This window comes from Pseudomonas sp. 01L34, from assembly GCF_056400265.1.
The window spans coordinates 324,545-350,860 of record NZ_JBFTSX010000006.1 but is presented as its reverse complement, the minus strand read 5'-3'; the positions used below and the strand labels follow the sequence as shown (position 1 = coordinate 350,860).

Annotated in this window: 15 protein-coding genes and 1 pseudogene; 6 read left to right on the top strand and 10 right to left on the bottom strand. The window is 60.0% G+C overall.

Annotated features, from left to right (window positions below; all coding sequences use genetic code 11):
* The first annotated feature begins 55 nt into the window (after nucleotides 1–55).
* Together AC1DQM_RS20590 and msrA are read left to right on the top strand one after the other, a co-directional pair.
* Nucleotides 56–2,749 carry a putative bifunctional diguanylate cyclase/phosphodiesterase gene (locus tag AC1DQM_RS20590; RefSeq protein ID WP_477746765.1) on the top strand — a complete coding sequence of 898 codons (2,694 nt, stop codon included), beginning with the start codon at nucleotides 56–58 and terminating at the stop codon, nucleotides 2,747–2,749.
* A 68-nt stretch (nucleotides 2,750–2,817) separates the two neighbouring features.
* On the top strand, nucleotides 2,818–3,465 hold the full coding sequence (gene msrA, locus AC1DQM_RS20585) for a peptide-methionine (S)-S-oxide reductase MsrA (protein ID WP_018928566.1): 648 nt from the start codon (nucleotides 2,818–2,820) through the stop codon (nucleotides 3,463–3,465).
* A gap of 113 nt (nucleotides 3,466–3,578) precedes the next feature.
* Here msrA and AC1DQM_RS20580 read toward each other — a convergent pair whose 3' ends face one another.
* The 7 genes from AC1DQM_RS20580 to putP all read right to left on the bottom strand — a co-directional run bounded on the left by AC1DQM_RS20580 (nucleotide 3,579) and on the right by putP (nucleotide 15,222).
* The gene (locus tag AC1DQM_RS20580; RefSeq protein ID WP_018928567.1) at nucleotides 3,579–4,418 is read right to left on the bottom strand and encodes a 23S rRNA (adenine(2030)-N(6))-methyltransferase RlmJ; all 840 of its coding nucleotides are present in this window, start codon (nucleotides 4,416–4,418) and stop codon (nucleotides 3,579–3,581) included.
* Nucleotides 4,419–4,741: 323 nt separating this feature from the next.
* Nucleotides 4,742–5,065: a hypothetical protein gene (locus AC1DQM_RS20575; RefSeq protein WP_477746764.1), complete on the bottom strand. Its 324-nt coding sequence runs from the start codon at nucleotides 5,063–5,065 to the stop codon at nucleotides 4,742–4,744.
* Nucleotides 5,066–5,426: 361 nt separating this feature from the next.
* Nucleotides 5,427–5,849, bottom strand: coding sequence for a hypothetical protein (locus AC1DQM_RS20570; protein WP_204123920.1), 423 nt, complete (start codon nucleotides 5,847–5,849; stop codon nucleotides 5,427–5,429).
* An 8-nt stretch (nucleotides 5,850–5,857) separates the two neighbouring features.
* Nucleotides 5,858–10,615, bottom strand: a complete 4,758-nt coding sequence (locus AC1DQM_RS20565) for an RHS repeat-associated core domain-containing protein (protein ID WP_477746763.1) — start codon at nucleotides 10,613–10,615, stop codon at nucleotides 5,858–5,860.
* Nucleotides 10,615–11,352: a DUF4123 domain-containing protein gene (locus AC1DQM_RS20560; RefSeq protein WP_477746762.1), complete on the bottom strand. Its 738-nt coding sequence runs from the start codon at nucleotides 11,350–11,352 to the stop codon at nucleotides 10,615–10,617. Before AC1DQM_RS20560 ends, AC1DQM_RS20565 begins: the two co-directional genes overlap by 1 nt.
* Nucleotides 11,342–13,360 (bottom strand): type VI secretion system Vgr family protein, encoded by a 2,019-nt coding sequence (locus tag AC1DQM_RS20555; protein ID WP_477746761.1) that lies wholly within the window; start codon nucleotides 13,358–13,360, stop codon nucleotides 11,342–11,344. The genes AC1DQM_RS20560 and AC1DQM_RS20555 overlap by 11 nt, the downstream gene beginning before the upstream one ends.
* 377 nt (nucleotides 13,361–13,737) lie before the next feature.
* Nucleotides 13,738–15,222 carry a sodium/proline symporter PutP gene (putP, locus tag AC1DQM_RS20550; protein ID WP_018928573.1) on the bottom strand — a complete coding sequence of 495 codons (1,485 nt, stop codon included), beginning with the start codon at nucleotides 15,220–15,222 and terminating at the stop codon, nucleotides 13,738–13,740.
* 462 nt (nucleotides 15,223–15,684) lie between these two features.
* Here putP and putA point away from each other — a divergent pair, with 462 nt between their 5' ends.
* Together putA and AC1DQM_RS20540 are read left to right on the top strand one after the other, a co-directional pair.
* Nucleotides 15,685–19,638: a trifunctional transcriptional regulator/proline dehydrogenase/L-glutamate gamma-semialdehyde dehydrogenase gene (gene putA, locus AC1DQM_RS20545; RefSeq protein WP_477746760.1), complete on the top strand. Its 3,954-nt coding sequence runs from the start codon at nucleotides 15,685–15,687 to the stop codon at nucleotides 19,636–19,638.
* A gap of 145 nt (nucleotides 19,639–19,783) precedes the next feature.
* Entirely contained in the window at nucleotides 19,784–21,586 is a 1,803-nt protein-coding gene (locus AC1DQM_RS20540) for an acyl-CoA dehydrogenase (RefSeq protein WP_018928575.1), read from the top strand.
* A gap of 99 nt (nucleotides 21,587–21,685) precedes the next feature.
* On the opposite strand, the gene AC1DQM_RS20535 is transcribed toward AC1DQM_RS20540, so the two are convergent.
* From AC1DQM_RS20535 to AC1DQM_RS20525, 3 genes are all read right to left on the bottom strand, one after another.
* Nucleotides 21,686–23,623 (bottom strand): methyl-accepting chemotaxis protein, encoded by a 1,938-nt coding sequence (locus AC1DQM_RS20535; protein ID WP_477746759.1) that lies wholly within the window; start codon nucleotides 23,621–23,623, stop codon nucleotides 21,686–21,688.
* A 100-nt stretch (nucleotides 23,624–23,723) separates the two neighbouring features.
* Complete coding sequence (locus tag AC1DQM_RS20530) at nucleotides 23,724–24,026, bottom strand: cell division protein ZapA (RefSeq protein WP_477746758.1); 303 nt, start codon at nucleotides 24,024–24,026, stop codon at nucleotides 23,724–23,726.
* On the bottom strand, nucleotides 24,023–24,253 hold the full coding sequence (locus AC1DQM_RS20525; protein WP_477746757.1) for a hypothetical protein: 231 nt from the start codon (nucleotides 24,251–24,253) through the stop codon (nucleotides 24,023–24,025). The genes AC1DQM_RS20530 and AC1DQM_RS20525 overlap by 4 nt, the downstream gene beginning before the upstream one ends.
* Before the next feature lie 178 nt (nucleotides 24,254–24,431).
* Here AC1DQM_RS20525 and AC1DQM_RS20520 point away from each other — a divergent pair.
* Nucleotides 24,432–25,298 (top strand): annotated as a pseudogene (locus AC1DQM_RS20520) (MCP four helix bundle domain-containing protein); the annotation flags it as partial.
* Nucleotides 25,281–26,153, top strand: coding sequence for a methyl-accepting chemotaxis protein (locus AC1DQM_RS20515; RefSeq protein WP_370695248.1), 873 nt, complete (start codon nucleotides 25,281–25,283; stop codon nucleotides 26,151–26,153). The pseudogene AC1DQM_RS20520 and the gene AC1DQM_RS20515, both read left to right, overlap by 18 nt.
* Nucleotides 26,154–26,316: the final 163 nt, after the last annotated feature.

The window sequence follows — 26,316 nt, the reverse complement described above, 5'->3', positions numbered from 1 at the left end:
AGTAAAGAGGGCGAGAGCCCGGCGCGATCAGCATATTCGAAGCGAGTTTCCTTCAATGAAAAGCCAACCCGATGCCGCCAGCCGTATGGTGGCCGAGGTAGTGACGCAGTTGCCTGTGCCCTCGCGGCTCGGCATGCTGCGTTTCGAACGGCTGAATGAACCAAGCTGGGCGCTGCTGTTTCTCGATCCTAATTGCGAACGACAGTTCGGCCTGCCGGCGGTGGAGCTTTGTGCTCTGGTCGGCTCGCCCTACGCCAGCCTGATGGAGCCCGAAGCGCGCTATCAACTGCATGACACGATCCAGCAGCAACTCACCGAAAGCCCGCATTACCTGATCCGCTACACCTTGCACACCGCCGCCGGCGTTCTGAGCCTGCTGGAACTGGGCGAAGCCTACAAACAACACAATCGGCACCTGCTGCGCGGCTACCTGATGGTGGTGGACGGTCTGTTCGACGGCGAACCCTTGCTGCCGGCGCTGGATCTGGAAACCCAGAACTCACGCCTGCAAATCGCCCTGGAACTCAATCAACGTGCCCAGCAGGAACAACTGCAGCACCTGGACCGGGTGCGCGCCCAGCAAGACCTGATCCTGCTGCTGACCCGCCAGCGCTATAGCACCAACAACTCCCTGCAAGAAGCCGCCGAACTGATCACCCGCAGCGCCTGCGACATCTATGAAATCGACTGCGCCAGCCTGTGGAACCTCGATGGCTCGCTACTGACGCCGATCTCGGCCTATCACCGCGCCACCCGGGGTCGCCAACTGCCGGAGCCGATCGACGCCAGTGGTTTTCCCGATTACCTCGAGGCCTTGCACACCGGCCGCGCCATCGACGCCCACAACGCCATGCGCGACCCGCGCACCCGGGAAATCGCCGAGTACCTGCGCCCGCGCGACGTCAACGCCATGCTCGACGCCAGCATCCGTGTCGATGGCCAGGTGGTCGGCGTGCTCTGCCTGGAACAGATCGGGGCGACCCGCGCCTGGCAATCGGACGAAATCGCCTTTGCCGGCGAACTGGCGGATCAATTCGCCCAAGTCATCAACAACCACAACCGCCGTACCGCCACCAGCGCCCTGCACCTGTTCCAGCGTGCGGTGGAACAAAGCGCCAACGCCTTTCTGCTGGTCAATTGCGACGGCGTGGTGGAGTACGTCAACCCAAGCTTCACCGCGATCACCCAGTACACCACCGAGGAAGTCCACGGTCAGCGGCTGTCGGAACTGCCGGCGCTGGAAAACCTCAGCGAACTGCTGTTCGACGCTCCGTCCGCGCTGGCCAAAAGCAACAGCTGGCAGGGCGAGTTCAAGAGCCGGCGTAAAAACCTCGAACCCTACTGGGGCCAGTTGTCGATTTCCAAGGTCTACGGCGACAACCGTGAGCTGACGCACTACATCGGCATCTACGAAGACATCACCCAGACCAAGCTCGCCCAGCAACGAATCGAGCGCCTGGCTTACACCGATAACCTGACCAACCTCGGCAACCGCCCGGCGTTCATCCGCAACCTCGATGAGCGCTTCGCCCGAGACAGCGATACACCCATCAGCCTGCTGCTGGTGGACATCGACAACTTCAAGCGGATCAACGACAGCCTCGGCCACCAGACCGGCGACAAACTGCTGATCAGCCTGGCGCGGCGCCTGCGCAACAGCCTGAGTTCGAGCGGCAGTCTGGCGCGGTTTGCCAGTAACGAATTCGCGGTGCTGCTGGACGACACTGACCTCTCGGCGGGCCAGCAGGTTGCCAATCAATTGCTGGCAACCCTCGACAAACCGATGTTCGTCGACAACCAGTTGATCAGCGTCACCGGCTCCGTGGGCCTGGCCTGCGCGCCGCTGCACGGTCGCGACCCACAGACGCTGATGCGCAACGCCGGCCTGGCGCTGCACAAGGCCAAGGCCAACGGCAAACACCAGGTGCAAGTGTTCACCGAAGCGCTGAACGCCGAGGCCAGCTACAAACTGTTCGTCGAAAACAACCTGCGCCGCGCCCTGACCCAGAACGAGCTGGACGTGTTCTACCAGCCCAAGCTGTGCCTGCGCAGCGGCCGGTTGCTGGGGATGGAGGCGCTGCTGCGCTGGAACCATCCGGAAAAAGGCATGATCCGCCCGGACCAGTTCATCAGCGTGGCCGAAGAAACCGGGCTGATCATCCCGATCGGCAAATGGATTGCCCGCCAGGCCTGCCGCATGAGCAAAGACCTGACCGCCGCTGGCCTGGGCAACTTGCAGGTGGCGATCAACCTGTCGCCCAAGCAGTTCTCCGACCCGGACCTGGTGGCGTCCATCGCCAACATCCTCAAGGAAGAAGCGCTGCCGGCGAACCTGCTGGAGTTGGAACTGACCGAAGGCCTGCTGCTGGAAGCCACCGAAGACACGCACTTGCAGCTCGATCAGCTCAAGCGTCTGGGCCTGACCCTGGCGATGGACGACTTCGGCACCGGTTACTCGTCGCTCAGCTACTTGAAAAAATTCCCGATCGACATCATCAAGATCGATCGAAGCTTCATCCACGAAATCCCGGACAACCAGGACGACATGGAAATCACCTCCGCCGTGATTGCCATGGCCCACAACCTGAAACTCAAGGTCGTGGCTGAAGGCATCGAGACTGCCGAGCAACTGGCCTTCCTGCGCCGCCACCGCTGCGACGTCGGCCAGGGCTACCTGTTCGACCGACCGATCCCGGGCTCCGAGCTGATCGAAAAGCTCAAACGCTACCCGCGCGGCCCAATCGCCTGACAGCGACGTAACACTCGGGCAAACTGGCAGTCTGTATTTACATCTCAACCTGACTGAGAGGACTGATCATGGTTCTGCGCTCGGAAATTCTGGTGAACAAAAACGTGCTCCCGACTAAAGAACAAGCTCTGCCTGGCCGCGAAACCCCGATCAAGGTTCCGGAGAAACACTTCGTCAACGGCAACCCGCTGCTGGGTCCGTTTCCGGGCAACGTAGAATTCGCAATCTTCGGCCTGGGTTGCTTCTGGGGCGCGGAACGCAAATTCTGGCAGCGCGAAGGCGTGTTCAGCACCTCGGTCGGTTATGCCGGCGGCTTCACGCCGAACCCGACCTACGAAGAAGTCTGCTCGGGCCTGACCGGGCACACCGAAGTGGTGCTCGTGGTCTATGAGCCGGAAAAAGTCAGCTACGAACAGCTGCTGAAAATGTTCTGGGAACTGCACAACCCGACCCAGGGCATGCGCCAGGGCAACGACATCGGCACCCAGTACCGCTCGGTGATCTACTGCACCAAACCGGAACAACTGGAAGCGGCGAAGAACAGCGCGAAAGTGTTCCAGGCGGAACTGACCAAAGCGGGCAAAGGCATCATCACCACTGAAATCGACGAAGCCCCGACGTTCTACTACGCCGAGGCGTATCACCAGCAGTACCTGGCCAAGAATCCTGAGGGGTATTGCGGGATTGGCGGTACTGGCGTGACGTGCCCGATCTAAATTTCGGACGCTGAAAAGCTTCGCGGGCAAGCCTCGCTCCTACGGTCACACCGACCTGTAGGAGCGAGGCTTGCCCGCGAAGGCGTCCGACTAGACGCCACACATGCAACTGATTAACTCTCGGCAATCAACCAATCCATCTGCCACCCCCCCTGGGTCTGCCCCAACTTCTTGGACAACCACGGCAGCAACTCACGCAACTCTTCCTCCAGCCCCCACGGCGGATTGGCAATCGCCAACCCCGAACCGTTCAGGCTGTTCGGCGTATCCAGCGGATGCACCAACAACTCCACCCGCAACAACTTAGGCGCGCCCGTTCCGGCCAAATCCTGATAGAAGCGCCGCAACGCCCGCTGATCCTTCACCGGATACCAGATCGCCGCCACCGTCTGGCGCATACGGCCAATCGCCTCTTTCAACGACGCCGCACAACGCTGCATCTCATCAAGCTGTTCGAACGGCGGATCGATCAACATCACCGCCCGCTTCTCCGGCACCGGCAACAACGCACGCGGCACATGCCAGCCTTCGCCCAGGTGAACCTTCACCCGACGATCGCCCTTCATGTTGTCCTTGAGCAACACACCGTCTTCCGGGTGCTTCTCATTGAGCAACACACGATCCTGCGGCCGGGTCAAACGCCGCGCCAACTCCGGCGACCCCGGGTAATAGCGCAACTGGCCATCCGGGTTCATCTCGTGCAACACCTTCATGTAATCGGCGGTCAGCGCTGGCAAATCCGGCTGATCCCACAACCGCGCGATGCCTTCCAGGTACTCACCGGTACGACTGGCCTGATCGCCCTGCAGGTCATACAGGCCGATGCCGGCGTGAGTATCGAGATAAGCAAACGGCTGCTCCTTGCGCGACATCAAGGCGATGAGGCGGGTCAAAGTCAGGTGTTTGAACACATCGGCGTGATTGCCGGCATGGAAGGCGTGACGATAATTCATGGCTGCTCCTGCGAAGGCCGGGAAGTTTACCCTGTACGGCGCAGGACGTCAGGGGTTGGTGGCTGAGCGGGCAAGTACAACCCCAATACCGCGCCAATCCATAAACCCTGTGGCGAGGGGGCTTGCCCCCGTTGGGCTGCAAAGCAGCCCCAAAATATCCAGACCACCCCATAACCTGTGGCGAGGGAGCTTGCTCCCGCTCGACTGCGAAGCAGTCGCCAAACCAAGCCACTCGGTACAGCTGACAAAACGGGATTGCAGGTTTTGGGGCTGCTACGCAGCCCAACGGGAGCAAGCTCCCTCGCCACAAAAGCCACTCGACGTTATTCCGAAGGCCGCGCCCGCAACCGCCGCCCCACCACATCCAGCACATCACACCCATCACGCAATGAAATGGCACAGAGCAAGGCAAAATCACTAAGAATGAAAGATTCACACTCGACCGAACCGCGCATGGACATGTTTTCCAGCACCTGAGTGACGGCGCGAATTCGGTAGCTGGCAGTGTCGGTCAAGATATCCAGTGGCGCGTGGGTGTCGACGAACAAGGTGGGCATGTCGGTGCAGTTGCCGGTTAAGGCCATGAAGCGGTTGGTGGGATGGGGGATAAGTTTTTCGTAGGGTGGATCGGGTGTAAATGTTTTCATTAGACGCTCCCAAAGAAGAATAAGAGCTGCCATCAGCCTTCCTACAGGCTAGGGTGGCAGCTACGCGCGAGGTAGGAATATCGAGACCTTTGGGAAAACTCGACCACGCCGAAGCGTGCCCGCGCATAGCCGCCGCAACTGATCTTACGGGCGCATGTTAACGGCCGCAAACCAAGCATTGACGCTAAGAGCATCCCATCGGTCTTGAAGGGTTCCTACACCCCACCACTGAGTTTTCAGTGACCGCCAAAGACTATCGATGGAAAACATTTCACACCAGTTCATGGAAACCGCCGCGACTTGAAGGAAACTTCCGACGACCTTGCCCAGAAATTTCGCAGGATGTACGACGTCCATGCAATTAACCAACAGCCGTCCAAGTGGATTGATCTTCGAGACTGGCTTTTTGAAGGTCGTCTTTCCACTCAACAGTTGCCAAGCGAAAAATGTCTTCAAAAAATGCCCTGGTATCTTTCATCTCATCCCACCCATCAGGAAATGATGAATACGCCTCAGGGTCATACTTCAGCAGTGATTGGAAATCATAATTTTTGTCCTGAAGAGCTTCCTCCAGACATTTGTAAAGTAAAAATCTCTGCCTATATGATCGCTTTCTAGGGAGGCAGTATTTGAGAATTAGCTCCTCCCTGTCCGTCGGATCATTAGGATCGAACCTCTCTAACTCCTCACCAAGAGTCTCTTCACGATCATAAATATCAAAACACCCCAAAAAATATGAAGGTGTCGGTATATATGGCTGCTGAGTATCAGGATCAATAAACATAATCTCCCTCACTTGATCGGGTATAACGTAAATGGAACGCCAGCATCACTAAACTTCATTTCAAAGCCGTCCAACTTAATAAGCCTTGGATTTTCCTTTGACCTAGTGTTTGGCATATATCCCTCCCCGGCACCCGGAAGCCTCATTCTAACGATGTTATGACCTTCCCCGTCCGTCCCCGTAAATCGAGATAGCCCTCTCTCAGTCCTCGTTGTTGCAAGAGTGTAAGCCTCGAGCATCAACTCCCAAGAGCTAAATCTGGAGCTTGGATTGCCACGTTGGTGCCGAGGTCTTCTACCAGTTATCGGATCCGTACCATCAATAGCCCGCTGCTTCCATTTGGCATCTGGTACCGCTGGACTATGTTTCCCCACCATGTGCATGCCCTGGCTTTTATCCAACCGTCTAATTTCATTCTCAGCAACCTCAGCAGCACTTAACTTAGGCTTCGGTAACTCAGGCTCACCCTCATCAACCCTAACGTCAGTCGTATCATCCGGCGCCCCACACCCTGGCTTATTGGGCGGCGGACAATTCCCGCTCAACCCCAACGGATCAACCCAACCCGTTGGATTCGGGGTGTACTGATACTGATTCAGCCCACCCGCCAGCTTGATCGGGTCCGACGTCAGGTACCGACCAACGTCCGGATCATAGTACCGATGCCGGTTGTAGTGCAGACCGCTCTCGGCGTCGAAATACTGCCCCTGGAAACGTAGTGGCTGGTCAAGCTGCTCGCCTCCACCGAGTGCCAGGTCCGTGACTTTGCCGTAGGCGTTGTACTTCGCCGACCAGACAATCTCGCCACCGAAATCCGTCAGTTCCTGCGGTGTGCCCAGGTGGTCGAGTTGGTAGTAGAAGGGGCAGGCCTTTTTCGGGCCTTTGCCGTCGAGCATGGCCAGCGGGCGGAAGGTGCCGGGTTCGTAGACGTAGCTGCGGTAATGCTCGCGGCCGCTTTCGGCGACGAGGTTGTCGCCTTGCCAGAAGAATTCGGTGGTGTGGCCGTCAACGGTTTTGGCGATACGACGGCCGAAGGCGTCGTAGCGGTAATTTGAGCAACGACCGTCCGGGGTGGTGACACCGATGAGCCGATGCTGGCAGTCGTAGCGGTATTCGGTGACGAGTTTTTGCGCGGTGCCACGGCGTTCGCGGATCAGGTTGCCGAAGGCGTCGTAGTCGTAATGGCGGTCGCCTTGCATCAGCAGGCGATTGCCTTTGACGGTCGTCGGGCCGGGGCGGTCCTGCATCAGCAGGTTGCCGGCGGGGTCGTGGGCGAAGCTTTCCGGTGGGTCGTCGCGGGTGCGGCGGACGCGGGTCAGCCGGTTCAGCGGGTCGTACTGGTAACTGCGCTGGCCGTGGCGGGTGTCGGCGATGTGGTCGAGATTGCCGTTGAGGCTGTAGGCATAGTCGCGGCGGTACAGGCTTTTTTGCTGTTGACTGACGGCGTGGGCCTTTAGCCGGCCCTGTTCGTCGTAGGCATATTCGCTGAGCAGCAGGCCTTGCTGGCGCTGTAGTTCTCGACCGGATTTGTACGTGTGGTTTGTAAGACGTGTGCCATTAAGGTCGATAGCCGTCAGCGCACCACCCTTGGCGTGGTGGTAGTCGAGTTTGCTGCCGTCCGGCAGGCGCAGGCGGTTGAGCTGGCCGCAGGCGTCGTAGCCATAGCGCAGCGTTCCCCAGCCCTGATGCTCGGTGATCAGGCGGTCCTGTTGGTCGTACTCGAACTCCAGCGGGTGATCGTGACCGTCGTCGACGCTGACCAATCGGCCGAGGCTGTCGTAGCGGTATTCGACCTTGATGCCGTCGGGCAAGGTTTTGACTAACAGCCGTCCTTCCGCATCCCGCTCGTACCCGGTAACCAGCTGCGAGCCGTCATCGCCGAATTCGGTTTTCTCCAGCAGATGGCCGTTGAGGTCGTAGACGTAGGCGGTGCGGCGGCCGTCGAAACCGGTTTCCTGTCGGATCAAGCCGTTGGGTGTGTAGTCCAGCCGATAGTGTTCGCCGGATTCGTTTTCGATTTCCGTGAGCAGCAGCTGCGCATTGTCATAGCGGTACTTGAGCTGGGTGCCGTCGGGATTGATCCGGCGGCTGACCAGATGCAGATCGTCGACGTATTCGTAGCGGGTGACGCGACCCAGTTCATCGCGTTCGGCGGTGATCTTGCCGTAGGCGTTGTAGCTGAACCCGCGCGTGGCGCCGGTGGGTAGCGTCGTCTGGATCAGTCGGCCGACGGCGTCCCATTGATACTGGGTGACGGCACCGTGTTCGTCCTGACGGGTCGTCTGCCGCCCCAATGCGTCGTAGGAAAACCGCCGCTGCCCACCGTCCGGCAAGGTCTCTTCGAGCAGTTGCCCTAAGCCATTCCAGACAAACACATGGCGACTGGTGTCCGGGTAGCGGATCGACAGCAACTGCCCCTGAGGGTCGTAGTGATAATGGGTGACCTGGCCCTCCGGATCGGTCGCCTCGGTGACATCACCCTGGGCATTGCGCTGGTATTTCCACACCGCTTTACCGCGATAGCGCGCATGCAGGAAACCGTTGCGATACTCGTAGGCTGTTGGCTCGTCTTGCGGTGGAATCAGCGCCACCAACCGTCCGACTTCGTCGTAGCGGTATTCGGTGACGGCCCCCAACGGATCCTGCTCGGCAATCAGCCGACCCTGATCGTCGTAAGCCTTGAGGTGTTCGCCACCATCCAGCTCGACCTTGCGCACCAGCCGCGCCCGGTCATCATGGACATAAACCTCTTCACTGCCGTCGATGTTCTGGACGGTGACGCTGCCCTCATCATCCCAGGCGTACCGCGTATCCATCTGCGAAAACGACGCCCAGTGCCGGACGCAGCGCGCCGCCTTGCCGGCCCGTTCCCACTCCCAGAAGAAACTCGCCCCACCGGCCAGTTGCCGCTGCAGAATCACGTGCTGGTCGTCGTAGTCGTAACGCTCGCTTTCGCCGGCGGCGTTGCTCGCCTCGATCAGTTGAGCGCATTCGTCGTAGCGATAACTGACCAGCGTTTGCTCGGTGTACCAGGCCTCGTCGAGGGTCTGCGCCGGGACAAACACCTGATAGTCGAGGGCGATCAGATGAGCGCGGTCATAACGCAACAGCAAGGCACGGCCGGCACCGTTGTCGAGGCGCTGGATGCGTTCCTGGCGGTCGCGGGTGATGCGCAATCGGTTGTCGTACGCGTCGCTGATTGCCGTCAGCCGACCGTTATGAAAGTGATAAAAACGTGCGTCGTCGCCAGCCTGGGCGAGGATCAGTTCCTCGGGGTCATCGCCGAGATAAATCGCCGCGCGCGACAGGCTGTTGTGGATCGCCGGGCGTTCGTTGCTCGGCAGCGGGAATGTGGTGCGGCGGTTTTCGTGGTCGATCCAGATGACCGTGTCGCCGTCGATTTCCAGTCGATGGGCGAGCGAATGACTCCAGCCAAAACCGAGACCGCTGTCGATCTCGGCGGCGCTGGTGCGGTAGAGCCGGGTGAAGTCGAATGGCAGGAGGCCGTCCAGCGCACCGTCGGTGAGGGTCAGCAGTTCTTCGCCAGTGACCATCGACACCGGGCAGCCGTTTTTGCAGGTAGACGGCACGCACGTGGCGCTGTCGCCGTTGGGGTTTTTCGCCTGATTCGGGGAGTCGTCGTGGTGTTCGTCTTTTTTCAGCGTGGTATTGCGTTTGGCATCCCAGCGCAGTTGCATCCGACCTTTTTTCAGACCCACTGCAATGCCACGGGCGGCGACTTTTTTGTAGCGGTCGACGTAGCTGATGAAGTTATTGATGATCGTGAACATCGCCTTCACGAGACGCAGAACGGCACTGAGCAACTGCGCGGCTCGATCAGCCAAACGCATCGTCAAATAGGCGATGCCGGCGCCCGCCCCGGCGAATGTCAGGACGAGGCCAATCAGGATGTCGATCAGCAACTGCACCACCACCATCGACACCGCTTCGGCGGTTTTGCCGGCGATTTCGCTCGGAGGCAGCATGTCCAGCCACAGGCTGGCGCAACGCACCAGCAGGCACAGCGCTGCTTCGTCACTGACTAGCAACTGCGCTTTTTCCATGACATCCGGTGCGGTTTTGGCGAGCTTCTCCAGCTCTGCGGCGCTTTCGCCCAACCGCTCTCCAAACTTCGCCGGATCCTTGAGAATGTCCGACAGCAGGCCGATGCCGTCCCACACGCCCTCGATCGCTGCCCAACTGCCCGCGAGCATGCCATTGCCTACAGCCACCGAAGACGATTGCGACCACTTCGGCTTGAACGTCTGCCATTCCTCACGCAGCCAGCTGTCGAGCTCCTTCGTCAGGCCATCGTAGGAAGAGAAAAGATCTTCAACGTGCTGCGCTGTGACTTCGTTGTGAATGTGAATGCGGTAGAACTTGCCGGGTGTACCGGTGAACTGTCCCTTACCGTGTTCATCGAGCGTGACCGGCGTCGACTCCCCGCTCTCCTGCGCAATCACATCGACCTGAATATTCCCCACGGGAATGTCATAAACCGATTCGAACTTGCTCTCGATCTCGAGCTTTCCGCCTTTCGGGCACTGCACGACGGTGGAGAAAAAATCATCGTCGCTACTGCTGACTGCGGTGCTGGAGCTTCCGAACCGGATGATCCGTTCCATGCCCATCAGCGAAGGCAAATCGGCGGCGTGACTGGCTTTATCGGCCGCCCGACTGAACCAGTGCTTTAGTTGTTCACGGTAGAGGGACAGGGTGTTCGGAAAACTGTCGAGCTCCTGCTCGATGCGCACAATCTGATCCATCAGTTCAGCTCCGCCATCAGGTAATCCACCAACGCTTGTTTCGGTGCATGGGGCAGGTCCGCCGCCTCAAGAAAACTCGCGACCTTGTGCCGCAAAACACTTTCGGAAAACGCTTCAAACAGGTCTGGACGGTCTTCGCTCAACCACTTCAGCAGGTTGTTGATATGCGTTGTCGCGGACTCGGTGGCGAGGTGGTTGAGCAGCGATTCAGATACTTCCCACCAGGGGAAATCCCTGGCGGTTTTCAGCGCACTACCACCGATATCCAGTGGCTGACCATTGATCAGGCAACGCCCGATCACCGGCATCAGTTGCGCAGCGTTAACCTCGGCAGACTGCAGAATCGGCAGCAAATAGCGTCCATCCCAATAGCGGAAAAACACCGCGTTGCCGTTGGGCATCAGAACGTGTGTGAGGCTGCGCAAATGCTCGACCAACGCCTCTTGAGTGGCGCAAGACACCGCCAGCCAACCCCAATCGCGGGACTCAGTGGCGGCTACCCAGTCCAGAAACTCACTGTCAGCGGTGACGATTCCGACATAGGGCATCACCGCTTCCCACTCGGCGTAGGCAGTGCCGGCCCAGATCGGGCTCGGCGCTTGTGCAGTGATCGAGCGTTGCCAGGTTTTGAACGGTTCGGCGGCACTGGCGCTGCTGAAAATCGCGAACAGTTGCTCCGACGGTTGCAGTGGCTGGCGCTCCAGCCAGGCGCGAGGCGACAAAACATCAGGCAGCACAGACACCGCCCTTGCAGCGCTCACACTCTTCGCAGAACGGCGCGTCACTTTGCAGGCTGAGAATCTGCGCGGCACTGAGCAGCGCCGCCGGGGCTGCTGCAAGTTTCAACGGCATATCCGGCAAGCTCGGCGCGGAAGCCATGGCCGCCATCGGTGCCCCACCGACCTGAATCGGCACGCTGCTGAAAATCCCGCCGGGGCCGATGTTGATCCACTGCCCGCCCGCCTGAATGGTCGCGCTGGCGCCGCCGTCGATGACCACTTGTTGGCCGGCGCTGACGTGGAATTGCTGACTGGCATTGAGGGCTTGATTGCTCACGCGAATGTGCCGGTCGCCGACCACCACCAGGTGATCGTCCAACCGCACTTCGGTCTGGCGCTGGCCATGGGTGATGCGCTTTTCGTCGGCCTTCAACTCATGGCGGGCGGTGCCGGTGACGACGATGCTGCGCTGGTTATCGACCTGCACCTGTTGATCGTTGAGGACGTGCTGAGTCCAGTTGCGCTGGGCGCGCAGGTAGATTTCCTCGGCGCCTTTGCGATCCTCAATGCGCAATTCGTTGTAACCGCCGCCACCGGGACTGCTTTGGCTGCGGAAAATACTGCGGGTCTTGTCCGCCGGCAGATCGAGGGGCACAGGCGTCGCGGCGTTGGGCAGGCAGCCCATCACCAGTGGCTTGTCGGCATCGGCATCGATAAACCCCACCAGCACTTCCATGCCGACGCGCGGAATCATCACGCTGCCGTAACGGTCATGAGCCCAGCCAGTGGCGACGCGTAGCCAACAACTGGAGTGTTCGTTGAGCTGACCGTCACGGTCCCAGGCGAGCTGAACCTTGACCCGACCGTACTCGTCGCAATGGATTTCGCTGTCCGTCGGGCCGGTGATTACGCCGGGTTGATAGCCGAGCATCCGTGGCTTTTCCGGCCCCAGCGGTGGGCGAAAAGAAACGTCCCACGGCGTCGCCAGAAACGTATTGCGATAGCCCTGGAAATCATCCGGGCTGTCGCTGGTGGCTGATTCCTCCAGTACCTGCGGTTGACAGCCGCGGTGTTCTATTTCGGTGATCAACCACAGGTCATTCCACGCCTGACGCGGGTGTTCGGCCAGGTATAGGAAATGCCCGCTGACCAATGCGGATTCGTCGCCACGACCTTCGGCCTGACGGTAATCCGCGTTGTGCCGTTCCAGCGCTCGTTGAGCCAGATGCTTGCCGTGTTCACGATCAGTGAATTGGCCGGGGAAGTGGTAGTCCTCCAGCACCGGTCGCTGCTCGCTGTCGAGGCGGCTCTCGAGTTGCAAACGCGGTTTCTGGAAGTCGTAGTCGCGACGGGTGACTGCGGTGGTCCGGGTTTCCAGCCGTACATTGAAACGCTTGATCGCCGGCGCATCCGCAGCCATCCCGCTGCCCGGCAGGTACAGCGTCGGTTCAGTCAGGCGGGGGAAAACCGTCTGGTCGTCGCCGAACACCAGCAGGTGCCCGTCGGGGCTGTGCTGGAAGTGGTAGTGAATACCGACCTCGGCACACAGGCGCTGGATGAACGCCAGATCGCTTTCAGCGTATTGCACGCAGTACTCGCGATCGGGGTAGTCACTGCCGAGCCGGAACTCGAAGGCGTCGCGCTGGATGCCGTGGTCCTTGAGGATTTGCGTGATGATCGTCGGCACACTTTTGTGCTGGAAGATCCGCTGATTGATACGCCGGTCGAGATACGCCAGACGCGGTACGAGACTGATCTGGTAACCCGTCAGACGGTGCCCGGAATCGCTTTGGCCGACGCGAAAGATCTGACCATGAATACCGGAACCTTGCGCATCGAAACTCAGAAACGCCTGACGATGCAGCAGGCTTTCGAGCTCTATGTCGGGTCGCTCGCTGACCAGTTCCAGGTCAAAACGGTAGGGTTGGCTGATGGCTTCCTTGCCCGTGAACTCAAGCACCTTGAGCTCATTCTGGACGCCGTCGAGGGTCAACGTGAAACGCGGTTGATTGGCAGGCGCGAACATCCGATGTGTCTCTGCAGAATGAAGGCGGGCGATTCTGCATGAGCGACAAGGGGTGTTGATGGAGGGACAAGGAAATCAGATTTACCCTGCTTTTTTAGGGATTTTTCCTTCAAAAAACTGGATAAAGCACTACAGACATTCCTGTCAGAAGTAGTGCGTTGAAGCGGCGGACGTCTTCGCGGGCAAGCCTCGCTCCTACAAGATTTGTGTCGTTCACATCAATTCGGTCTGCCGCAATCCTGTAGGAGCGAGGCTTGCCCGCGAAGGCGGCATCGATAACAGCGAATTTTTCCCCGCAAACAAAAAACGGCCCGCCTCCAAAAGGAAGCGGGCCGTTTTCATGTTCGGCGAAAGGTCAGAGCATCAGCTCATCCCCCTCACTGGTTCAGGCGGAAATCCTTTTCGGCTGCAGCGAAGCGCGAAAGCATGCCGCTGGTCGGTGCGCCCATTTTGCTGACGATGTAGATCGCCAGGCTGGCGAAGATGAAACCAGGGATGATTTCGTACAGGCCCAGCAGTTCGAAGTGTTTCCAGACGATCACAGTGGTCGCGCCGACCAGGATGCCGGCCAGTGCGCCGTTGCGGGTCATGTTTTTCCAGATCACGGAGATCAGGACAACTGGACCGAACGCAGCACCGAAACCTGCCCAGGCGTAGCTGACCAGGCCCAGTACACGGTTTTGCGGGTTAGCCGCCAGAGCGATAGCGATCAGCGCAACCAGCAGCACCATGGCACGGCCGACCCAGACCAGCTCAACCTGGGAAGCACTTTTACGCAGGAAGGTTTTGTAGAAATCTTCGGTCAGGGCGCTCGAGCACACCAGCAGTTGGCAGCTCAGGGTACTCATCACCGCCGCCAGAATGGCCGACAGCAACACACCGGCAACCCATGGATTGAACAGGATTTTTGCCAGTTCGATGAACACACGCTCGTGGTTTTCGCTCACCGGCAAGGCCAGGGCTGGGTTTGCCGAGAAGTAAGCAATGCCGAAGAAACCTACGGCGACGGTGCCGCCCAGGCACAGGATCATCCAGGTCATGGAGATGCGACGAGCGTTAGCGATCGACTTGACCGAATCCGCCGCCATGAAACGCGCCAGGATGTGCGGCTGGCCGAAGTAGCCAAGACCCCAGCCCATCAGCGAAATCACGCCGATGAAGGTGGTGTTTTTCAGCATGTCGAAGTTGCTTGGATCTTGCGCTTCAATGGCCAGGAACGTGGTGTCGATGCCGCCAGTGGCCAACAGCACGATGATCGGCGTCAGCAACAGGGCGAAGATCATCAACGTGGCTTGTACGGTGTCGGTCCAGCTCACTGCCAGGAAACCACCAACGAAGGTGTAGGCAATCGTCGCCGCTGCACCGGCCCACAGCGCGGTCTCGTAGGACATGCCGAAGGTGCTTTCGAACAGACGAGCGCCGGCCACGATGCCGGAAGCGCAGTAGATGGTGAAGAACACCAGGATCACGACCGCGGAGATGATCCGCAGCAGGCCGCTTTTGTCTTCGAAACGGCTGGAGAAGTAGTCCGGCAGTGTCAGCGCATCGCCATTGTGCTCGGTCTGCACACGCAGACGGCCGGCGACGAACAGCCAGTTCAGGTAAGCACCGACGATCAGGCCGATGGCGATCCAGCTTTCGGAAAGACCGGACATGTAGATAGCGCCCGGCAGGCCCATCAACAACCAGCCGCTCATGTCGGAAGCACCGGCAGAGAGTGCGGTCACGACGCTGCCCAGGCTACGACCGCCCAGAATGTAGTCAGAAAGGTTGTTGGTGGAGCGATAGGCCATGAAGCCGATCAGCACCATTGCTGCGATGTAGATCACGAACGTGATCAGGGTTGGATTGCTTACGCTCATTGAGTTACGCCCTGGCATTGTTTTTATGTAGCGGCGGCTGGTGAACTGCTCGCAAACGACGACGTTTGACAGACGATTCGGGGGCCCGCGCATTTATGACTGATGTTTCCCCAGGAAAGCCATCAGCCGGTGCACCGATCTTTTTGACCCGGTTGCACCTTGGCCGCGAATGCTATTCAACAAAGCAAATAAGGTGCAACCAGTTTCGCTCGAATAAGTTGCACCTAGTCGGATTTACCTGCAAACAGTCGGTTTTTGCTCCTTTTTAGGGCGTTTTCCGGATTGTGCTAGAAGCAAAAGCACCAAGCAGGCGCGGGATGGATGAACCAGAATTTATTTCCTGACGAGCTGCTTATTATTCCGGCAAAAAAAGGGTTGCACCCGGTTGCACCCCAACCAGCGCACAGCTAATCTTGCCGTCAGCTGATGCCACGCGGTCGTGGCAAACATGAGGATAAATATATGGCTACCACCACCCTTGGGGTCAAACTTGACGACCCGACCCGCGAACGCCTCAAGGCCGCCGCGACCTCGATTGATCGCACACCGCACTGGCTGATCAAGCAGGCAATTTTCAATTACCTGGAAAAACTCGAGGGTGGTGCAACCCTGTCCGAGCTGAATGGCTTGAACGGTAAGGAAGTTGACGAGATGGGCGAGGTCCACGTCGATCACGCACACCAGTGCTTCCTGGAATTCGCCGAAAGCATCCTGCCGCAATCGGTACTGCGCGCTTCGATCACCGCCGCCTACCGTCGCCCGGAACCCGAAGTGGTGCCGATGCTGATCGAACAGGCGCGCCTGCCGGCACCGATGGCCGAAGCGACCAACAAGCTCGCCGCCTCGATTGCCGAGAAACTGCGCAATCAGAAGAGCGCCGGCGGCCGTGCGGGGATTGTTCAGGGCCTGTTGCAGGAATTTTCCCTGTCGTCCCAGGAAGGCGTGGCGCTGATGTGCCTGGCCGAAGCGCTGCTGCGCATCCCGGACAAAGGCACCCGCGATGCCTTGATCCGCGACAAGATCAGCACCGGCAACTGGCAGCCACACTTGGGCAACAGCCCGTCGCTGTTCGTCAACGCCGCCACCTGGGGCTTGTTGCTGACCGGCAAACTGGTCGCTACCCACAACGAAGCCGGCCTGACTTCCTCCCTGAGCCGCATCATCGGCAAGAGCGGCGAGCCGATGATCCGCAAGGGCGTCGACATGGCCATGCGCCTGATGGGCGAACAGTTTGTCACCGGTGAAACCATCGCCGAAGCCCTGGCCAACGCGAGCAAGTTCGAAGCCAAAGGCTTCCGTTATTCCTACGACATGTTGGGTGAAGCCGCACTCACCGAGCACGATGCGCAGAAGTACCTCGCCTCGTATGAACAAGCCATCCATGCGATCGGCAAAGCCTCCCACGGTCGCGGGATTTACGAAGGCCCGGGCATTTCGATCAAGCTGTCCGCCTTGCACCCGCGTTACAGCCGCGCCCAGTACGAGCGCGTGATGGACGAACTGTACCCGCGCCTGCTGTCGCTGACCCTGCTGGCCAAGCAATACGATATCGGCCTGAACATCGACGCCGAAGAAGCCGACCGCCTCGAGTTGTCGCTGGATCTGCTGGAGCGCCTGTGCTTCGAGCCGCAACTGACCGGCTGGAACGGTATCGGCTTCGTGATCCAGGCTTACCAGAAGCGCTGCCCTTATGTGATCGACTATGTGATCGACCTGGCTCGCCGCAGCCGTCATCGCCTGATGATCCGCCTGGTGAAAGGCGCGTACTGGGACAGCGAAATCAAACGCGCCCAGGTCGAAGGCCTGGAAGGCTATCCGGTGTACACCCGCAAGGTGTACACCGACGTGTCCTACATCGCCTGCGCGCGCAAACTGCTGTCGGTGCCGGAAGTCATCTACCCGCAGTTCGCCACGCACAACGCCCACACGCTGTCGGCCATTTACCACATCGCTGGCCAGAACTATTACCCCGGTCAGTACGAGTTCCAGTGCCTGCACGGCATGGGCGAACCACTGTACGAACAGGTTGTAGGCAAAGTGTCCGAAGGCAAGCTGAACCGTCCGTGCCGCGTGTACGCTCCGGTCGGCACCCACGAAACCCTACTGGCGTATCTGGTGCGTCGTCTGCTGGAAAACGGCGCGAACACCTCGTTCGTTAACCGCATTGCCGACCAGTCGATTTCGATTCAGGAACTGGTGGCCGATCCGGTGGCCAGCATCGAGCAGATGGCGACGCTGGAAGGCGGTTTCGGCCTGCCGCACCCGCGCATCCCGCTGCCGCGTGACCTGTACGGTGCCGAGCGCGCCAACTCCAGCGGCATCGACATGGCCAACGAACATCGTCTGGCGTCGCTGTCCTGCGCTCTGCTCGCCACCGCTCATAACAACTGGAAAGCCGCGCCGATGCTCGGTTGCGCCTCCAGCACTGAAAGCCCTGCGCCAGTCCTGAACCCTTCCGATCTGCGTGACGTGGTGGGCCATGTGCAGGAAGCCACCGTCGAAGACGTCGACAACGCGATCCAATGCGCCTTGAATGCTGCGCCGATCTGGCAGGCCACGCCGCCGGCCGAACGCGCCGCGATCCTGGAACGTGCCGCCGATTTGATGGAAGGCGAGATCCAGCCGCTGATGGGCCTGTTGGCTCGCGAAGCCGGCAAGACCTTCGCCAACGCCATCGCCGAAGTGCGTGAAGCGGTGGACTTCCTGCGTTATTACGCGGTGCAGGCGCGCAACGATTTCACCAACGACGCCCACCGCCCGCTGGGCCCAGTGGTGTGCATCAGCCCGTGGAACTTCCCGCTGGCAATCTTCAGCGGCCAAGTCGCTGCCGCACTGGCCGCTGGTAATCCGGTACTGGCCAAGCCTGCCGAACAAACCCCGCTGGTCGCCGCTCAAGCCGTGCGTCTGCTGCTCGAAGCCGGGATTCCGGAAGGCGTGCTGCAACTGCTGCCGGGCCGTGGCGAAACCGTCGGTGCCCGCCTGGTCGGCGACGATCGGGTCAAAGGCGTGATGTTCACCGGCTCCACCGAAGTCGCGCGCCTGCTGCAACGCAACATCGCCGGTCGCCTGGATGCCCAGGGCCGTCCGATCCCGCTGATCGCCGAAACCGGCGGCCAGAACGCGATGATCGTCGACTCCTCGGCACTGACCGAACAAGTCGTCATCGACGTGGTGTCGTCGGCGTTCGACAGCGCCGGTCAACGCTGCTCGGCGCTGCGGGTGCTGTGCTTGCAGGAAGATTCCGCTGATCGTGTCATCGAAATGCTCAAGGGCGCCATGGCGGAATGCCGTCTCGGTAACCCGGAGCGCCTGTCCGTGGACATTGGCCCGGTGATCGACGCCGAAGCCAAGGCCGGCATCGAGAAGCACATCCAGGCCATGCGCGACAAAGGTCGCAACGTGTACCAAGTGGCGATCGCCAACAGCGAAGAAGTCAAACGCGGCACCTTCGTCATGCCGACCCTGATCGAGCTGGAAAGCTTCGACGAGCTGCAACGGGAAATCTTTGGCCCGGTGCTGCACGTGGTGCGCTACAAGCGCAAAGACATCGACCAACTGATCGGCCAGATCAACGCATCCGGCTACGGCCTGACCCTCGGCGTGCACACTCGCATCGACGAAACCATCGCCAAGGTGATCGACAACGTCAACGCCGGTAACGTCTACGTCAACCGCAACATCGTTGGTGCCGTGGTCGGCGTGCAACCGTTCGGCGGCGAAGGCCTGTCGGGGACCGGTCCGAAAGCCGGTGGTCCGCTGTACCTGTACCGCCTGCTGTCGACGCGTCCTACCGATGCGATCGTACAATCCTTCGCTCGCGGCGACGCTATCGCAGCGCCGGACGTGCGTCTGCGTGATGCCATGAGCAAACCGCTGACCGCGCTGCAAGCCTGGGCCGACAGCAACAAGCTCACGGACCTGAGCGCCCTGTGCGTGCAGTTCGCGGCGCAATCGCAAAGCGGGATCACCCGCGTGCTGGCCGGCCCGACCGGCGAGCGCAACAGCTACGCCATCCTGCCGCGCGAACACGTGCTGTGCCTGGCGGACGTCGAAGGCGATCTGCTGACTCAACTGGCGGCGGTATTGGCCGTCGGCGGCTCGGCGGTGTGGCCGGACGCGGAACCGGGCAAGGCCTTGTTCGCACGTCTGCCGAAAGAAGTGCAGGCACGGATCAAGCGGGTGGCCGACTGGACCAAGGACGAAGTGGTGGTTGATGCCGTTCTGCATCATGGCCATTCCGATCAGCTGCGCGCGGTGTGCCAGCAAGTGGCCAAGCGGGCGGGGGCGATTGTCGGGGTTCATGGTTTGTCCCAGGGTGAAACCAACATTGCGCTGGAGCGCCTGGTGATCGAACGGGCGTTGAGCGTAAACACCGCCGCGGCGGGTGGTAATGCCAGCTTGATGACTATCGGTTAAACCGTAATAAAGCCGGGCGCCTGCAATGGGCGTCCGGTTTTTTTGAAGCAAGATCTTTTGCTTCTCCATCACCAAGATCAATCATCCTGTTCAGCCTCTATTCCCACGCCTAGACTCGGTCCATCCCAAATAAAGGTAGGCCGCCATGTCCGAGACGTTGCTCAGTTCCCGCAATCTGGCTTTCGAGCTGTATGAAGTCCTTGATGCCGAGGGCCTGACCCAACGTGAGCGTTTCGCCGAGCACAATCGCGAGACCTTCGATGCCGCCATCGGCACTGCCCGCAATATCGCCGAGAAGTTCTTCGCCCCGCACAACCGCAAGGGCGATGAAAACGAGCCGCGCTATGAGGACGGTCAGGCGATTCTGATTCCGGAAGTGAAGCCGGCGGTGGATGCCTTCCTCGAAGCCGGTTTCCTCAACGCCGCGCGTAGTTTCGATGCCGGCGGCATGCAACTTCCTACGCTGCTGTCCCAGGCTTGCTTCGCGCACTTTCAATCGGCCAACGCGGCATCGACCTCCTACCCGTTCCTGACCATGGGCGCGGCCAACCTGATTGAAAGCTTCGGCACCGATGAGCAGAAGCAGCGTTTTTTGCAACCGATGATCGACGGTCGCTTCTTCGGCACCATGGCGCTGACCGAGCCCCACGCCGGCTCGTCACTGTCGGATATTCGTACCCGCGCCGAGCCGGCGTCCGACGGCACCTATCGACTCAAGGGCAACAAGATCTTCATCTCCGGTGGCGATCACCCGCTGTCGGAAAACATCGTGCACATGGTGTTGGCCAAGTTGCCGGACGCTCCGGCCGGGGTGAAGGGGATTTCGCTGTTTATCGTGCCCAAGTTTTTGGTCAACGATGACGGCAGTCTCGGCAAGCGCAACGATGTGCTGCTGGCCGGGCTGTTCCACAAGATGGGCTGGCGCGGCACCACCTCCACTGCGCTGAACTTCGGCGATAACGGCGAGTGCGTCGGCTATCTGGTGGGCAAGCCGCACCATGGCTTGAGCTACATGTTCCAGATGATGAACGAAGCGCGGATCGGCGTCGGCATGGGCGCGGTGATGCTGGGTTACGCCGGGTATCTGTATTCCCTGGAATACGCCCGCGAGCGTCCGCAAGGTCGGGTGCCGGACAGCAAGGATCCGACCACCGCACCGGTTGCGATCATTCAGCACGCCGACGTCAAACGCATGCTGCTGACCCAGAAAGCCTACGTCGAAGGCGCATTCGACCTCGGTTTGTATGCGGCGCGGCTGTTCGACGACACCACGACGCTTGAAAGCGAAGCCGAGCGCAAACAGGCCCACGAGCTATTGGATCTGCTGACGCCGATCGTCAAATCCTGGCCGTCGGAGTTTTGCCTGAAGGCCAACGAACTGGCGATCCAGATTCTCGGCGGTCACGGCTACACCCGCGAGTATCCGGTGGAGCAGTATTACCGCGACAACCGCCTGAACCCGATCCATGAAGGCACCCACGGCATTCAGTCCCTGGACTTGCTGGGGCGCAAACTGGCGCAGAACGGTGGCGCGGGGCTCAAGCAACTGATCCGCCTGATCGCCGACACCGCTGAGCGGGCGCAGGCGCATGAGTCGCTGACTCCATTGCGTGAACCGCTGGAAAAACTGGTGGCTCGCCTGCAAACCGTGACCATCGGCCTGCTGACTGATCTGGCCCAGGGAAAGGTCAACAGCAGCCTGGCGAACTCGGCGCTGTACCTGAAAGTGTTCGGTCATACGGTGATCGGCTGGCGCTGGCTGGAACAGGCGATTCGTGCCGAGGAAGGGTTGGCCAAGGGTAATGCGGTGGATGTGAGCTTCTATAAAGGCAAGCTACAGGCGGCGCGGTATTTCCTGACGTGGGAAGTGCCGGGTTGCCACCATGAACTGGCGATTCTTGAGGCGCGGGATGATGTGTGTCTGAGCATGCAGGATGAGTGGTTCTGACCCGCTGACACCGATCGTTCCCACGCTCTGCGTCACGGCCGCGGAAGGGACGCGGAGCGTCCCGGGCTGCATTCCCACGCAGAGCGTGGGAATGATCAGTTAGCTCAACTTGAACCCACCCATCTGCCGCGCCAAATCATCGGCCAGGCGCTGCAACGTCTGACAGTCTTCACGACAAGCCCTGACCTCCCCCGCCGTCGCCCGCGCCAGATCGGAAATCCCCTGCACGTTGCGGTTGATCTCCTCCGTCACCGCCGATTGCTCTTCAGTCGCTGTGGCCACCTGATGGTTCATGTCGCTGATGTGCTCGACCTGCCCGGTAATCGCCGTCAACGACGCCCCGGTGCGCTGGCTTGACTCAACCCCCGTGCCGGTCGCCGCTTGCCCGGCGTGCATTGAAGACACTGCATGCTCCGCACCCTGCTTGAGGCTGCCGATCATCTGCTGGATCTCGTCGGTGGACGACTGAGTCCTCCGCGCCAGGGTCCGCACTTCATCGGCCACCACCGCAAACCCGCGCCCCATATCCCCGGCCCGCGCCGCTTCAATGGCCGCGTTGAGTGCCAGCAAATTGGTCTGCTCGGAAATCCCGCGAATCACCGCCAACACTTGATCGATCGACGCCACCTGCTGGGCCAACTCACCCACCGCTGCGGCGGCGACGCCAATTTCATCGGACATACTTTCGATGTGCCGGATCGACCCGCCCACCACTTCCCGCGCCTGCAGCGCTTCATCCCGCGCGGTTTGCGAAGCGACCGCCGCATTGCCGGCGTTCTGGGCGATTTCCTGCACGGTCAGCCCCATCTCATGAACGGCGGTGGCAACCATGTCGGTCATTTCCTGCTGACGTCCGGAACGTTCAGCGGTGTTGTCCACCACCCGCGCCACCTGGCCGACCGCCGTGCGTAAACGTTCACTGGTGGCCAGCACTTCGCCGATCATCTCGCGCTGACTTTCCAGGAACCGATTAAAGCCGCGAGCCAGGTCACCCAGCTCATCGGCGCGGCTGGAATCTAACCGGTGGGTCAAATCTCCACCACCGCTACCGATGGCAACCAACGCCGCTGTTACCTGACGAATCGGTCGCACCAATCCACGAGCCAGCAACACCACCAATAAAAGACAAACCAACGCCACCGCCAGACCAATGCCGCCGCTCATCCACATCGCCCGGCGAGCCTCGGCGTAGATCTGCGACTGCGGCACTTCGGCCACCAGGGTCCAGCCCAGATCACGCAGCGGCAGGCTCAAGGCCAGAAACTCTTCGCCATCGCGGGCAAAACTGCTGCTGCCAGACGCGGTGGAGGTCATCACCGCTTGCGCCGCCGAGGCGCCGATCTGTTCGACCAGCGTACGTTTGCCGCTGAACTGCGCCTCGGGATGAACCTGGATCAAACCGTCGGAGCGCACGAGATAGACCTTGCCGCGCTCACCAAAGTTGAAGTTGTGGATCAGCTCCGACAGCTCTCTCATGCTCAGGCCCAGCCCGGCCACGCCCACGACTTTGCCGGCCTGCTCGACCTTGAGGTCGATGAACAGCGCCAACTCGCCGGTGGCGGTGTCATGGTCGATATTGAGGGTGCGCGGTTGATTACTGTCGAGGAACGAATAGAACCAGGCGTCATTGGGATTGGAACGGCTGAGCGTACGGTCCAGGCCCTTTTCGGTGAAGTAATGGTTTGAAGCGGTGCCGATGATCAACGCAGTAAAAGCTTTGTGCTCGGTCCGGATGCCTTCCAGGTAACTGACGAAGGCCGCGGTCTGGGCAGTGTTTTCGCCTCCGGCCAACCAGTCGCGCACCATGCTGTTACTGGCGATGTCCTTGGCGGCGGTGAGGGGTTGGACGAGGATGCGTTCAATGTCGTTGCGCATCGCTTCGATGCTCGACGGCAACGCCTGCTCGACCAGATAGCGCTGGGCGAGGCGGTTGACCACGAGGGTATAAATGCCAACCACGATCAGAATACTGACCAGCAGGGCAGTGCCCATGCTCAGGATCAACTGCCATTGAATACTGCGTCGCCAGAACTGCATGGAGCACCCCCAAAGAATAAAGGGCTGAAACACTGCAACAGCCATGCCGATTGTATACAACCAAATCGACAATTTATTCTTTGGTTGTGCGCAAAGCCGCTCAGGCCTGGTTGATCGTCTTAGCGATCACTTCAACCGTGGCGCTGACTTGCTCTTGGTAACGGTCGAGTTCCTGCTGGTGACGCTTTTGCATTTCGATCTGCTGCGAGCACAGATTCATCGCCGCCAGCACCAGCAAGCGTTCACCGATCAGCGCCGGGTATTTCTTTTTGGTCTCGGCCAAAGCGGCCTTCAACATTAAAGCGGCGTCCAGCAGGGTCTGCTCTTCCCCGGCCGGCGCCTTGATTGAATAGTCTTCACCCAGAATCGAGACGACTTTTACCCCTGCGGTGCCGTAACTCATGCGCTGACAGGGCCGGCGCTGACGCGCTCAACCAAGGCCTGAATGCGTGCAACGGTGGCGCCTTGTTTCTCTTCCTGTTCCATCAGGCTCAGTTGCAAGCTTTCGTTTTCATCCTTGACCTGGGCCAGCTCCGCACTCAGGGATTGATTGGTGCCGAGCAGCGCCTGGTTCTGTTGCACCAGGTCGCTGACCATTTGTTCCAATTGGCTTAGGGTTGCTTCTAACATTTTGATTTCCGGGCATTTTCAAAGGGCGCGTACGATAAAGAAAAGTCACTGTGGAAGCCAGGGCTATGCAGGCGCAAGGCCTTGATTTTCCTGGCGGTCGACCTTCCTCGCGAACTTTAAAGACTGTGATTGGCGGTTCTGGTTCCTGCACTTCGTCGTCGCGGCCCTTCTGCGACAAATGCGCGCAGCGACTCAAGACTTTAGTCGCATGACCGATAAGTCATCCATACAACAGTCTCAGCCTCGCACGGAGGCGCTTTTTTCGGTGAACACCATGTCCCTAAGAAATATGAATATCGCACCGCGGGCGTTCCTCGGTTTCACCCTGATTGGCGCCATGATGCTGATCCTGGGTGTGTTCGCCCTGAACCAGATGAGCAAGATTCGCGGCGCCGCCGAGGAGATCACCTCAAACAGCGTACCGAGCATTAAAAGCCTCGACGAATTCACCCAGCTGACCCTGCGCCTGCGTGTGCTGGCCTATCGTCTGCTCGTGAATCGTGAGCCGGACGTCCAGCAGAAAACCATCGAGCTGCTGGAAACCCGAAACCAGCAGATCCGAGCGGCTCAGGTCGGCTACGAAAAACTGATCGCCAGCCCGCAGGAGCGTGCAGCCTATGATCAGTATGTGCAGTTGCTGGGGCAGTACCGCCAGATCGAAGACCGGATGAAAAGTCTGTCGCGCAACAATCAAGTCGACGAACAGCGCACGCTGGTCAACACCGATTTGCTGAACAACTCTGAAGCCATGAACACCGTGCTCAATCGCTTGCTGGAGATCAACACCCAGCAGACCATCGACACCAACCAGCAAGCCGCCGACCAGTACTCCTCGGCGTTCAACCTGGTGGTGACCCTGTTGGTCATCGCCACTGGCCTGACTCTGCTGTTCGCCTGGCTGCTGACCAACAGCATCACCAAGCCGATCGCCAACGCCCTGAGCGCCGCCGAAGAAATCGCCGAAGGCAACCTGACGCGCCCGATCACGGTTGACGGTGCAGACGAAGCCGGTCGTCTATTGGCCGCCATGGAGAAGATGCAGGACAAACTGCGCGACACACTGCAACGGATTTCCGGTTCAGCCACGCAACTGGCATCCGCCGCGGAAGAGCTCAACAGTGTCACCGACGAAAGCGCCCGTGGCCTGACCCAGCAGAACAACGAAATCGAACAGGCCGCCACCGCCGTCAACGAAATGACCAGCGCCGTGGAAGAAGTCGCGCGCAATGCCGTGAGCACTTCCGAAGCCTCGAAAAACGCCACCACCTCGGCGGGAGACGGTCGTGACCTGGTACAGGAGACCGTCAGCGCCATCGAACGCATGAGCGCCGATGTGCAGAGCACCGCCACCCTGATCGGCGATCTGGCCAACGAGTCGCGAGACATCGGCAAAGTGCTGGACGTGATTCGCGGCCTGGCCGACCAGACCAACCTGCTGGCGCTGAACGCAGCCATCGAAGCGGCCCGTGCCGGCGAAGCCGGTCGTGGTTTTGCGGTGGTTGCCGACGAAGTACGTGCCCTGGCCCACCGCACCCAGCAGTCGACCAGCGAAATCGAACGCATGATCGGCAGCATCCAGAGCGGTACCGAACACGCCGTGGACTCGATGCGCAACAGCACCGAGCGCGCCGAGTCGACCTTGAACATCGCGCGCGGTGCCGGCCTGTCGCTGGACACCATCAACAGCGCCATCGTCGAAATCAACGAGCGCAACCTGGTGATCGCCAGCGCGGCCGAAGAGCAGGCGCAAGTGGCCCGTGAAGTGGACCGCAATCTGGTGAACATTCGTGACCTGTCGGTGCAATCGGCCACCGGTGCCAACCAGACGAGTGCAGCCAGCAACGAACTGTCGCGCCTGGCGCTGGACCTGAACAACATGGTTGGGCGGTTTAGCCTGTAACGGCTCCCCTCTGTGGCGAGGGGGCTTGCCCCCGTTCGGCTGCGAAGCAGTCGCAATTGACCCACGCGTTGAACCTGGCGCACCGCAGCGCCGGCTTTGGGGTCGCTGCGCGACCCAACGGGGGCAAGCCCCCTCGCCACGGGGGATGATCGCCGTCAAAAGC